The organism is Serratia sp. L9, from assembly GCF_050632285.1.
GTDB lineage: Bacteria > Pseudomonadota > Gammaproteobacteria > Enterobacterales > Enterobacteriaceae > Chania.
In genome coordinates this window covers 1,689,081-1,701,274 of the sequence record NZ_CP192591.1, presented here as the reverse complement: position 1 = coordinate 1,701,274, position 12,194 = coordinate 1,689,081, and the positions used below count along the sequence as shown (strand labels likewise).

Below are 12,194 nucleotides of genomic sequence, written 5' to 3'. Positions count from 1 at the left end.
ATATCCCCACCCGGTATCAATTGCACCAAAAATTCAGGCAACGCCACGCGCTCTTCTTCAACTAATATTGGTAGAAACCCGCTGATTCTCTCCTTTACCGGCCACCAGCTGAAGGGAGGGACAGCAAGATAATAACGTTGCCATTATGATGTTTGAGGGAAAAATCTATGCGCTGGAAAACCCTCCAGGGGCTCACCCCCGGCCTGATGAACCTGCTCGCTTATGAGCGTAGTTGGCTGAAACCTGATATTCGGGCAGGCCTCTCAGTTGCGGCAGTTGCACTGCCAGTCGCCATTGCCTATGCCGAACTGGCCGGTGTCAGTGCCATCGTCGGGCTTTATTCCTGTGTTCTGCCGATGATCGCTTACGCAATTTTTGGTTCATCGCGCCAACTGATCGTCGGCCCCGATGCGGCAACCTGCGCGGTCATTGCTGCGGTAGTTACTCCGCTGGCTGCCGGCAAAACCGAACTCCACTGGCAATTAACCATCGTTATGACTCTGATGATGGGGACCTGGTGTCTGATAGCCAGCCGTTTCAAGTTGGGAGCGATAGCGGATCTGTTGTCACGTCCGATATTGAACGGCTTGCTGAACGGCGTGGCGTTAACCATTATCGTCAACCAGATCAGTAAGGTATTCGGATTTGCATCCCCCTCAAGTGAGTTGATTGAACGCATTTACGCGCTGCCAGTCAGTTTGCTTAGCAGCCACTGGCCAACGATGGGTATCTCACTGTTTACGCTGCTGATCCTGTTGGGGGTGCATTATACCCGACCAAATTGGCCTGCACCGCTGTTCGCCGTCGTGTTGGCTACCGGGTTGACCTGGGCGGCAAACCTGCCTCGCTTTGGCGTTGAAACCGTCTCTGGCTATACCGGTGGCAGTTTGCCTATGGTGTCCTGGCCCGATTTTAAACCAGGACTGCTGCGCGATCTGGTTATCCCCGCATTAAACCTGGCGGTAGTCAGTTTTGTCAGCATGATGCTGACCACCCGCAGCTTTGCGGCAAAAAATGGCTATGAGGTTGATGCGGACAGCGAGTTTCGCGCTCTGGGGCTGGTGAATATTGTCTCTGGGCTTTCGCAGGGGTTCGCCATCAGCGGTGCCAACTCCCGCACCGCGGTTAACGATGCCAATGGCGGTAAAAGCCAGTTGGTCTCGATAATTGCTGCACTGGTGATAGCGTTGGTGGTGTTATTCCTTAGCGAACCCTTGCAGTTCATCCCCATTGCGGTATTAGGTGTGGTGCTGATTTATGCTTCCTGGTCACTGCTGGATATGCGCAGCATTTTCCGGCTACGTAAACGCAACCGTCCCGCATTCTATCTGGCGTTGTTTACTTTCCTGAGCGTACTGCTGGTGGGGATTATTCCCGGTATTGGGCTCGCGGTGTTACTGGGCCTGCTGCAGTTTCTGCAGACGGTTTTCCGGCCTACCGAGCAGTTACTCGGGGTAAAAGAAGACGGCATGATCCATTCGATAAGCAGCACTAACGGGGTCAAACCGGTCGACGGTGTCATTATGTACCGCTTTAATTCGCCATTGACCTATTTTAACGTGGCCTACTTTAAACGGCGGATCGTCAATCTAGTGACCGGTACGCCCCTCCAGCCACGTTGGGTGGTGATTGATGCGGTAGCCAGCTTCACCCATGCCGATATCAGCGTGCTCGCGGCTATCGAAGAATTAAAGCAGGATCTTGAACAACGAGGTATCAGCCTGGTGCTCGCAGGCCGCCGCACCGAGTTGACACGTTGGTTCCGCATGCACCGCTCCAGCAGTAATAAGCGCGATCTTATCCTGGTTCCCGATCTTTATCTGGCGTTGAAGCTGATTCAAAGCAAAGAACGCAAGGCAGAAGCAGAGCAAAATGCAGACGCTTTACCATAAGTAACAAGGGCCGCATCGCGGCCCCTATCTATAAGTTTTATTACCCTTCCCGCTCAATCAGCAGAGCTTCCAGCAGGTCGAGATCGTGCAGCAGCTTCTGCAGGGTCTCGTTGCTGATTTTCTGTGTGGCGCGCAAATGATATAACTCACCACGCTCAGCCCGCAAAGCGGTCAGGCGGAAACGCCGCTCCAGGTTTTCCAGCTCCAGCGCATTTTCGATATCATCTTTGCTGGTGATGCGCCGCCGCAACGTGCCGATCACCCGTGAACTGATCTCTTTAAGCACCTGCGGATCGAAGTTTTCCTCGGTGTCCGCAACCAATCGCTCCTCCATCTTGTTGATGCTCTCGATCGCCACTTCCGCTGCCATGGCAATCGCCATACGTTCTTCGCTTTTACTGACGCTTTTGTCTACCACATGCACACCGCGCAGCAACAATGGCAAGGCCAACACACCAACAATTAGCGACAGCAAGATAACCCCGGTGGCGATAAACACCAGTTGGTAACGTGCCGGGAAGGCGCTGCCATCACTGAGTAGCAGCGGAATGGAGAGCACACCCGCCAGGGTAATCGCACCACGCACGCCAGCGAAAGACGCCACCCACAACTCACGCGTGCTGTAATCACCAAACTGCAGAGGGCGTTTTTTCATAAAGCGCTTGCTGGCGTTTTTCATCAACCACAACCAGGTAAAACGCAATATCAGCAGCGCGGCGTAAATAATGGCCACGTCGGTGAACAGGTACCAGGTCTCAATGGTCGGATCCAGCTCGGCCTGCACGATTGAGACTTCCATAATGCCCGGCAACTGTAGCCCCAACATGATGAACACCATGCCGTTGAACACAAATTCCAGCATCGCCCAAACGCTGTTGGCGCGTAAACGCATGGCCAGCGGCGCGTTGCGGATCACCCCGGACTGGCTGATAGTCATCCCCGCCGCCACCGCAGCCAAAATGCCAGACACGCCGATATGTTCAGCAATCAGATAAGAGGCAAAAGGCAGTAACAGCAAGAACACAATCTGCGTGGCCGGATCGTCCCCGCTCCAACGGCTCATTACACGCAACGATTTACTGTAAGTCCAGGTCACGGCCACGCCGGCCAGCAGGCCACCGATCGCCACTTTGAGGAATTCCATGGTAGCGCCGCCGACGGTGAACACCATGGTCCCCATCGCCACTGCGATGGCAAACTTCAGTGAGACCAGGCCGGAAGCGTCGTTCATCAGCGCTTCACCTTCCAGCACGCCCATGATGGACTTGGGGATACGCCCTTTACCGACGATGCCACCCAACGCCACAGCATCGGTTGGTGACAATACCGCCGCCAGCGCAAACGCCGCCACCAGCGGGATCCCTGGAACCATCATATAGATCAGATAACCCACACCCACCACGGTAAGCAGTACCAGCACCAAGGCCAACCCCAGGATTTCACGCCCATGGTGCAGGAACTCGCGCGTTGGGGTTTTCCAGCCATCAGCAAACAGTAACGGTGGGATAAACAGCACTAAAAACAGTTCGGGATCAAAATCGACATGTAACCCGAAATGTGGCCAGGCCAGCAAAGCCCCGATAGCTATCTGCATTAACGGCAAGGGGATCTGGAACGGCAGCATGCGCGTCACGACCCCTGAAAGGGAGACCACCAAGATCAAAATGAGGATTGTAAAAAAGATTTCCATGCTTTCCTTAGACTCTAAATCATCAAAGCTCACTGACAAAGTATGCCGAATAGTAGATCACTTTTTTTAGTGCGGATAAAGCTTGTTGTGCCTTTCAAAATGCAGCACAGAAGAGAAAAAGATTTGTCTTAACGGGAATAAAACAGTGGGGCCGAAGAACCGGCCCCATGAGAAACCGTATTAGATTGCCCAACCACCGGCATAGAACGCCACCAGTGCCACCGCAATCAGCACGGTGCCGATATTTAGCTTGCGCCATTCACCAGAGAATACCCGGCCAATCACCAGCGAACTAAAGCCCAGCATGATGCCGGTAACGATGTTACAGGTCAGCACGATAAACACCGCACACAGCAAACCGGCCATTGCATCAACAAAGTCGTTGAAGTCCAGTTTGGTGACGTTACTCAGCATCAGCAAGCCAACGTACATCAGCGCTGGCGCAGTAGCATAAACCGGCACCAGATAGGACAGCGGCGACAGGAACAGGAACAACAGGAACAGCAGCCCAACCACGGTTGCCGTCAGGCCGGTTTTACCACCTGCCGCCGTACCCGCCGCAGATTCGATATAAACCGCCGCAGGTGCGGCCCCTACCAGCCCGGAGAAAATGCTGCTCAGCGAGTCTGAAGTCAGCGCTTTGCCCCCGTTGATGATCTGGCCATCTTTATCCAGCAGGTTCGCCTGCCCGGCGACCGCACGGATGGTGCCCGTAGCGTCGAACACTGCCGTCATCACCAACGCCAGCACGCTTGGCAGAACCACGGGCTGCAAAGCACCCATAATATCCAGACTGAAGATTAATGATTTGCCATCTGGCCCCGCCAGGCTTGGCATGGCAAACAGCCCCTGGTATTTCACCGCTGGATCAAAAATCAGGCCGATGATGGAAATGGCAATAATCACCAGCAGAATACCGCCTGGCACACGCAATTTTTCCAGGCCGAAAATCACTGCTAACCCAAGCAAGGTCATCACCACGGGGAATGAGGTGAATGCCCCCAGCGCCACCGGCAGACCATCCAGCGGGTTTTTCACCACCAGGCCGACACCGTTGGCGGCAATCAGCAGCAGGAACAGGCCGATACCAATACCGGTGCCATGTGCTACCCCCATCGGTAAGTTACGCAAGATCCAGGAACGGATGCCGGTCACAGAAATAATGGTAAACAGCACCCCCATCAGGAATACCGCGCCCAGCGCGACAGGAATACTGATCTGTTGGCCAAGCACCAGGCTGAAGGCGGTGAACGCCGTCAGTGAAATGGCACAGCCAATCGCCATCGGCAGGTTAGCCCACAGCCCCATCAACAGAGAACCCAAACCGGCGACCAGGCAAGTGGCAACAAACACCGCCGTGGGTGGAAAACCGGCTTTACCCAGCATGCTGGGTACCACGATCACGGAATAGACCATCGCCAGGAAGGTGGTTAACCCTGCCACCACTTCCTGACGCACGTTGGTACCACGCGCTGAAAGTTTAAAATACGCATCAAGCCCGCCCTTTGGTTTCACGGCGTTATTCGCTTGAGAATTCGACATGTTGCTGTCCCCTGTTTTCATTACCAGCCCGTATGAAAAGGCTTGTTATTCCACTTATGCATGGTCATTACGAAACCGTTTCCGTCACGTTCGCTTCCTTACCCTTAAGGCAAACGTTTAACTCTCATTGCATAAAGCGGGTGATTTATGGTGGTGGCGCCCAAAGATCCCAAGCAAAAATGACAACATCAAAGCTTGAGCCATAAGGGGCATTTTTTAAGGCAAACGATTATCTAGCCTTCTATGCCGTCTGATCAACTAAAGATCGCGACATTTATGCGAAAACACCTGAGGAGCAATCACGTTGAGGAGGCGAGATCGATAACATCCAGAATGACGGTAGGAAACCGCCCCCAAATCTGAGGGCGGAAAAAGTTACTGCTTCTGCATCGCTTGTTCATCCATGTACATCAATTCCCAGATGTGTCCATCCAGATCCTGAAAACCATGGCCGTACATAAATCCGTAATCCTGCGGTTGATTGTAGGTATTGCCCCCGGCAGCAATCGCCTTGCGTACCAACGCGTCTACCGCAGCACGGCTGGGTTGCGACAGGCAAATCAGCACTTCAGTGGCTTTTTTGGCATCACCAATGGGATTTGGAGTGAACATTTTGAATTTTTCGTGAGTCAGCAGCATCACATAGATGGTTTCACTCACTACCATGCAAGCCGCAGTTTCATCGGTAAACTGGGGGTTAAACATAAACCCCAGTTGGCGGAAGAAATCGGTGGAAGCAGGCAGATCGCTGACGGGCAGGTTAACAAAAATTTGCGTAGCCATGGGCTACCTCCAATAAAAGTGACCGCAACAATTATAGTTCACCCAAGTACGTTGAATGGCCCCCCTGTTCCAACGCCCGCTGATAGGCTGGGCGGGCGTGAATACGCCCCAGATAATCCTGCAGTTTCGGGCACCCTTCCAGCCCGCCGCGCCCGGCCAGAGCCTCTATTGGAAAGCTCATCTGGATATCCGCTGCGCTGAATTCATTGCCCACAAACCAGGTGCTTTTATTCAGATGTTGTTCTAAATAGTCACGGTGAGTCGCAATCTGCTTATCCAGATACTCTTTCTGTACCCCTTTGCCAATAGCTCCGGCAACCGGGCGTATCACCCACGGGATCGGCGGATGCCCCAAGCGGCTGAACACCAGCTTCATCACCAGCAACGGCATCAACGAGCCTTCGGCATAGTGCAGCCAATAGCGATATTCCTGGCGGGCGTGGAAATCGGTGGGCGTGAACAGCCCTTGCGCGTCGTAGGCTTCCTGCAGGTATTCGATAATGGCCCCTGACTCCGCCAATGTCAGATCGCCATCAACCACCACCGGCGATTTACCCAACGGATGGATTTTCTTTAATTCCGGCGGTGCTAGCATGGTGGTCTTGTCACGCTCATAGCGCAGTACCTGATAGGGCACACCCAGTTCCTCCAAAAACCACAGGATGCGCTGCGAGCGCGAGTTATTCAGGTGATGGACGATAATCATGCGTTTTCTCCAGTAATAACCTCCCGTTAAAGGTAGTTGCGATCCGGTTCCCTCGCCAACCCTCCGCTGGCAGACAACAAACTGTCAATTTATTTGAATGAGATACTCAAAACTCTCCGATTTTCCATTCCACCACTGTGGCCTATCATTCATTTCATCGAGAGAAAACAGCCTCTCACCCAACAAAAACCTGTGAGGATTGAATCATGAAAAACATCAAAATTTTTGCTACTGCCATTCTGTTGACTACCGCTTCTTTCGCCACCATTGCTGCTGACCAGGCCACCAGCCAACCCGCAGCCGACGCACAAAAAATCGGCGTTGTCAGCGTAAGCGGTGCAAGCAACCTGAGCGCTCTGGAAGCAGAACTGGCGAGCAAAGCAGCCGCATCCGGTGCCAACTCCTACCGCATCATTTCCGCCGGTGGCCAGAACAAACTGTACGGCACGGCTGAAATCTTCAACTGATCATCAGGTGATGCCCTGCCAGAAGAAGCCCCTCACGGGGCTTTTCTGGCTTTGGCGGGCAGCAAAATGGCGGCTAAACGGCTCGGCCCGAACCTGGTAAATACAATATTTTCAGGCAATCCTCAGCTACCTTTATCACTGGGTCTGATTGCTTCGACTTACTCACCTTCCTTAGTTCTGGAGACACATCATGTCTACAACTCAATCTCTGCAAGGTAAAGTGGCCTTTATTCAGGGTGGTTCACGCGGTATCGGCGCAGCTATCGCCAAACGTCTGGCAAGCGAAGGCGCTGCCGTCGCCCTCACCTATGTTTCATCCCCGGATAAAGCAGATACCGTGGTCAATGCCATCACCACTACCGGTGGCAAAGCCGTCGCCATTCGTGCTGACAGCGCGGACGCAGCCGCATTGCAGCAAGCCATTCGCCATGCGGTAAGCAGCCTGGGCAAACTGGATATTCTGGTCAACAACGCGGGCGTATTGGCAATGGGGAGTCTGGAAGCGCTATCCTTGGCGGAGTTGGATCGCACGTTGGCCATTAACGTGCGCAGTGTGTTTGTCGCCAGCCAGGAGGCAATACGCCATATGAATGACAACGGCCGTATTATCAATATCGGCAGCACTAACGCCGAACGCATGCCGTTCGCCGGTGGAGCGCTGTATGCCATGAGCAAGTCGGCACTGGTCGGCCTGACCAAGGGTATGGCTCGTGATCTTGGCCCACGCGGTATCACCGTCAATAACGTACAGCCTGGCCCGGTGGACACCGATATGAATCCGGCAGACAGCGACTTTGCCGAGGTGATGAAATCCATGATGGCCGTTGGTCGCTATGGCAAGGATGAGGAGATCGCCAGTTTTGTAGCTTATCTGGCAGGCCCAGAAGCGGGATATATTACCGGTGCCAGCCTGATGATTGACGGCGGTTTCTCGGCTTAAAATGATTTTCATTTATAATACATCGACACGTTATAAATCGTGCCGATGTATTATGCGGCTAATCTATTAACTGCAAGCAACGCCTGCTGGACTGACCCCACTTAGGTTCCACTTACGTTCAATTGCCACTCTCACCGAGTAGGTGCCAATATTGTTGGATATAGCGGCCTTCTAACAATAACCCCTATAAATACTGATATGACTCCTGAATAACCGTGAGTCAAAGGTATCCCGAAACCCACTATGAACTATGATTCAACCAATCAGGCTTAACCATATGGGACTTGCAATGGCTGGCGCAAAGTAGGTTATTTCCCCGCAACCAGCCTTTTCCTGACATGCTGCACTCCCCTTCCTCTTTCGAGGTTCAAACCCATTACTGGGTAAGGATAAGTCAGGCTTGCAATAGGCACTCCAACAGCCTATGGTTATTTCGAAAAAACGAGATAACCACTTGATTTGCAAAGAAAAATGGCGCAATCAGAACGGGATGTCGTCGTCGAAATCCATTGGTGGTTCGTTGCTGGTCGCTGGCGCGTTGTTTTGCGCTGGACGAGCCTGCTGCTGGCCGCCGCTGAACTGATTGCCACCTTGTGGCTGCTGAGGCTGGCCCCAACCGCTCTGCTGGCCGCCTGCTGGCTGACCACCGCCTGCTGGAGCACCGCCGCCCTGGCGGCCACCCAACATCTGCATGGTGCCACCCACGTTTACCACGATTTCGGTGGTGTATTTCTCTACGCCAGCCTGATCGGTCCACTTACGGGTCTGCAGTGCGCCCTCGATATAAACCTGGGAACCTTTACGCAGGTATTCACCCGCGACTTCGGCCAGCTTGCCGAATAACACCACGCGGTGCCATTCCGTTTTTTCTTTCTGCTCGCCAGTAGCCTTGTCACGCCAGCTTTCGGAGGTCGCCAGGGTAATATTGGCAACTGCGCCGCCATTAGGCATGTATCGGACCTCAGGGTCTTGGCCCAGATTCCCGACCAGAATTACTTTGTTTACGCCTCTGCTGGCCATGTTCAATCTCCTGATGAGTCGTTTGTTAAGTGGATACAGACCACATTTTAGATAGTCTAAACCACAAATTGTAGCATGCCACCTGCTTAGATTATACCTGCGAAGTGCCTTCCAGAATTGTCGCTGCTATCGACCTGTTTGCATTCGTATACTGGATATTCATTCAGGTTTTTTTGTGCCATAATTATGCGTTTCGTACTGCCCGTGCCGTTTTTTTGCGCATTAGATCACAAAATCCTTAGCAAAAGAACGCAGACAGGTGCGGTGTATCATCAAGACGGGAAGTGTAAATGGACAATATCGAAGTTCGTGGTGCTCGAACCCACAATCTGAAAAACATCAACCTGATTATCCCGCGTGACAAGCTGATCGTCGTCACCGGCCTGTCGGGTTCAGGCAAGTCCTCACTGGCCTTTGATACACTGTATGCCGAAGGGCAGCGGCGGTATGTCGAATCGCTCTCTGCCTACGCACGCCAGTTCCTTTCACTGATGGAAAAACCGGACGTCGACCATATTGAAGGTCTGTCGCCAGCGATTTCCATCGAGCAGAAATCCACCTCGCATAACCCGCGTTCTACGGTGGGGACCATCACCGAGATCCATGATTATCTGCGCCTGCTGTTTGCCCGCGTCGGCGAACCGCGTTGCCCTGATCACCACGTCCCGCTAGCGGCACAAACCGTCAGCCAGATGGTGGATAACGTGCTCAACCAGCCGGAAGGCAAACGCCTGATGCTGTTGGCCCCGGTGGTGAAAGATCGTAAAGGTGAACACACCAAGACGTTGGAAAACCTGGCCACACAGGGCTATATCCGGGCACGTATCGATGGCGAAGTGTGCGATCTCTCTGATCCCCCCAAGCTGGAACTACAAAAGAAACACACTATTGAAGTGGTGGTGGATCGTTTCAAAGTGCGTGAAGATCTGGCACAGCGCCTGGCCGAGTCATTTGAAACCGCATTGGACCTTTCCGGAGGCACCGCCGTGGTGGCCGATATGGACGACATAAAAGCGGAAGAGCTGCTGTTCTCTGCCAATTTTGCCTGCCCTATCTGTGGCTACAGCATGCGCGAGCTGGAACCGCGCCTGTTCTCGTTCAACAACCCGGCCGGTGCCTGCCCGACCTGTGATGGCCTTGGAGTGCAACAGTTTTTTGATCCTGAGCGTGTGGTGCAAAACCCAGAGCTCTCTCTGGCCGGTGGCGCCATTCGCGGTTGGGATCGCCGTAACTTCTATTATTTCCAGATGCTGCGCTCGCTGGCGGAACATTATGAATTTGATGTGGAAGCCCCATTCAGCAACCTGAGCGCCAACGTTCAGAAAGCGGTGCTGAGTGGCTCAGGCAAAGAGACCATCGAATTCAAATACATTAACGATCGCGGTGACACCACCGTGCGCCGCCATCCATTTGAAGGCGTGCTGCATAATATGGAGCGTCGCTACAAAGAAACCGAATCCAGCGCGGTGCGCGAAGAGCTGGCCAAATTTATCAGCAACCGCCCTTGTGCCTCATGCAGCGGCACCCGTCTACGTGAAGAAGCGCGTAACGTGTTTGTGGAAGACACCACGCTGCCGGAGATCTCCGATCTCAGCATCGGCCATGCCATGACATTCTTCCAGAATATGAAGCTGAGCGGTCAACGTGCCCAGATCGCCGAGAAGGTGCTGAAAGAGATTGGTGATCGTCTCAAATTCCTGGTCAACGTCGGATTAAACTACCTTTCTCTGTCGCGCTCGGCGGAGACGCTGTCGGGGGGAAGCTCAGCGTATCCGCCTGGCTAGCCAGATCGGGGCTGGGTTGGTTGGCGTGATGTATGTGTTGGATGAGCCTTCCATCGGCTTGCACCAACGCGATAACGAGCGCCTGCTGGAAACCCTGATCCATCTGCGCAATCTGGGTAACACGGTGATCGTGGTAGAACACGACGAAGATGCGATCCGCGCGGCTGACCACGTCATTGATATCGGCCCTGGCGCCGGTGTCCACGGTGGGCAGATAGTGGCAGAAGGCACCGTTGACGACATCATGGCGCAACCGGAATCGCTGACCGGACAGTTCCTGAGCGGCAAACGCGAAATCGCCATCCCGGCCGAGCGCGTACCCGCCGATCCGACCAAAGTCCTGAAGCTGAGCGGGGCGCGTGGTAACAACCTGAAAGACGTGACGCTGACGCTGCCCGTCGGGCTGTTTACCTGCATTACCGGGGTTTCCGGTTCCGGTAAGTCCACGCTGATCAACGATACGCTGTTCCCGATTGCCCAACGCCAGCTTAACGGGGCGACCCTTGCCGAGCCAGCACCTTACCGCGAAGTGACCGGCCTGGAGCATTTCGACAAGGTGATCGACATCGATCAAAGCCCGATTGGCCGTACACCGCGCTCTAACCCAGCCACTTACACCGGTATCTTTACCCCGGTGCGGGAATTGTTTGCCGGTGTGCCAGAATCGCGCTCCCGTGGTTACACTCCAGGGCGTTTCAGCTTTAACGTGAAGGGAGGCCGTTGTGAAGCCTGCCAGGGCGACGGGGTGATCAAGGTTGAAATGCACTTCCTGCCGGATATTTACGTGCCGTGCGATCAGTGCAAAGGCAAGCGCTATAACCGCGAAACGCTGGAAGTGAAGTACAAAGGCAAAAGCATTCACGAAGTGCTGGAGATGACCATTGAAGAAGCCCGCGAATTCTTCGATGCCGTACCGGCCCTGGCGCGCAAGCTGCAAACCTTGATGGAAGTGGGGCTTTCTTATATTCGTCTTGGTCAATCGGCCACCACCCTTTCCGGCGGTGAGGCGCAGCGGGTAAAACTGGCGCGGGAGCTGTCGAAACGCGGCACCGGCCAGACGCTGTATATTCTTGATGAACCCACCACCGGCCTGCATTTTGCCGATATCCAGCAGTTGCTGGCGGTGCTGCATCAGTTACGCGATCAGGGCAATACCATCGTGGTGATTGAGCACAATCTGGATGTGATTAAAACGGCGGACTGGATTGTCGATCTGGGGCCAGAAGGTGGCAGCGGCGGTGGTGAGGTCCTGGTGTCCGGCACGCCGGAAACCGTGGTTAACTGTAAAGAGTCCCATACCGCCCGCTTCCTCAAGCCGATGCTGGAAAAGTAACTCTCTAATGCATGCGGGTCGTTCTGCGGCCCGCATC

The 12,194-nt window shown here is 53.9% G+C and carries 8 protein-coding genes and 1 pseudogene; 4 read left to right on the top strand and 5 right to left on the bottom strand.

Annotated features, from left to right (window positions below; translation table 11 throughout):
- Positions 1–167 precede the first annotated feature (167 nt).
- On the top strand, positions 168–1,892 hold the full coding sequence (locus tag ACQ86O_RS08010; RefSeq protein ID WP_431224790.1) for a SulP family inorganic anion transporter: 1,725 nt from the start codon (positions 168–170) through the stop codon (positions 1,890–1,892).
- A gap of 40 nt (positions 1,893–1,932) precedes the next feature.
- Here the strand turns inward: ACQ86O_RS08010 and ACQ86O_RS08005 are convergent, their stop codons facing one another.
- The 4 genes from ACQ86O_RS08005 to ACQ86O_RS07990 form a co-directional block, all read right to left on the bottom strand.
- Positions 1,933–3,582 carry a Na+/H+ antiporter gene (locus tag ACQ86O_RS08005; protein WP_431224789.1) on the bottom strand — a complete coding sequence of 550 codons (1,650 nt, stop codon included), beginning with the start codon at positions 3,580–3,582 and terminating at the stop codon, positions 1,933–1,935.
- Positions 3,583–3,762: 180 nt separating this feature from the next.
- The gene (locus tag ACQ86O_RS08000) at positions 3,763–5,124 is read right to left on the bottom strand and encodes an NCS2 family permease (RefSeq protein ID WP_431224788.1); all 1,362 of its coding nucleotides are present in this window, start codon (positions 5,122–5,124) and stop codon (positions 3,763–3,765) included.
- A 375-nt stretch (positions 5,125–5,499) separates the two neighbouring features.
- Entirely contained in the window at positions 5,500–5,907 is a 408-nt protein-coding gene (locus ACQ86O_RS07995; RefSeq protein WP_431224787.1) for a VOC family protein, read from the bottom strand.
- Between the two features lie 31 nt (positions 5,908–5,938).
- On the bottom strand, positions 5,939–6,613 hold the full coding sequence (locus ACQ86O_RS07990) for a glutathione S-transferase family protein (protein ID WP_431224786.1): 675 nt from the start codon (positions 6,611–6,613) through the stop codon (positions 5,939–5,941).
- 206 nt (positions 6,614–6,819) lie between these two features.
- Between ACQ86O_RS07990 and bhsA the strand changes: the two genes are divergently transcribed.
- Positions 6,820–7,080: a multiple stress resistance protein BhsA gene (bhsA, locus tag ACQ86O_RS07985; protein WP_431224785.1), complete on the top strand. Its 261-nt coding sequence runs from the start codon at positions 6,820–6,822 to the stop codon at positions 7,078–7,080.
- Between the two features lie 190 nt (positions 7,081–7,270).
- Positions 7,271–8,020 carry a 3-oxoacyl-ACP reductase family protein gene (locus tag ACQ86O_RS07980; protein WP_431224784.1) on the top strand — a complete coding sequence of 250 codons (750 nt, stop codon included), beginning with the start codon at positions 7,271–7,273 and terminating at the stop codon, positions 8,018–8,020.
- A 480-nt stretch (positions 8,021–8,500) separates the two neighbouring features.
- On the opposite strand, the gene ssb1 is transcribed toward ACQ86O_RS07980, so the two are convergent.
- Positions 8,501–9,040, bottom strand: coding sequence for a single-stranded DNA-binding protein SSB1 (ssb1, locus tag ACQ86O_RS07975; protein WP_431224783.1), 540 nt, complete (start codon positions 9,038–9,040; stop codon positions 8,501–8,503).
- A gap of 290 nt (positions 9,041–9,330) precedes the next feature.
- Here ssb1 and uvrA point away from each other — a divergent pair.
- Positions 9,331–12,157: pseudogene (uvrA, locus tag ACQ86O_RS07970) on the top strand (excinuclease ABC subunit UvrA).
- Positions 12,158–12,194: the final 37 nt, after the last annotated feature.

What these genes read in the sequence shown, in the direction of transcription:
- ACQ86O_RS08010 (WP_431224790.1), top strand. Translation starts at nt 168, where the DNA reads ATGCGCTGGAAAACCCTCCAGGGGCTCACCCCCGGCCTGATGAACCTG.
- ACQ86O_RS08005 (WP_431224789.1), bottom strand. Translation starts at nt 3,582, where the DNA reads ATGGAAATCTTTTTTACAATCCTCATTTTGATCTTGGTGGTCTCCCTT.
- ACQ86O_RS08000 (WP_431224788.1), bottom strand. Translation starts at nt 5,124, where the DNA reads ATGTCGAATTCTCAAGCGAATAACGCCGTGAAACCAAAGGGCGGGCTT.
- ACQ86O_RS07995 (WP_431224787.1), bottom strand. Translation starts at nt 5,907, where the DNA reads ATGGCTACGCAAATTTTTGTTAACCTGCCCGTCAGCGATCTGCCTGCT.
- ACQ86O_RS07990 (WP_431224786.1), bottom strand. Translation starts at nt 6,613, where the DNA reads ATGATTATCGTCCATCACCTGAATAACTCGCGCTCGCAGCGCATCCTG.
- bhsA (WP_431224785.1), top strand. Translation starts at nt 6,820, where the DNA reads ATGAAAAACATCAAAATTTTTGCTACTGCCATTCTGTTGACTACCGCT.
- ACQ86O_RS07980 (WP_431224784.1), top strand. Translation starts at nt 7,271, where the DNA reads ATGTCTACAACTCAATCTCTGCAAGGTAAAGTGGCCTTTATTCAGGGT.
- ssb1 (WP_431224783.1), bottom strand. Translation starts at nt 9,040, where the DNA reads ATGGCCAGCAGAGGCGTAAACAAAGTAATTCTGGTCGGGAATCTGGGC.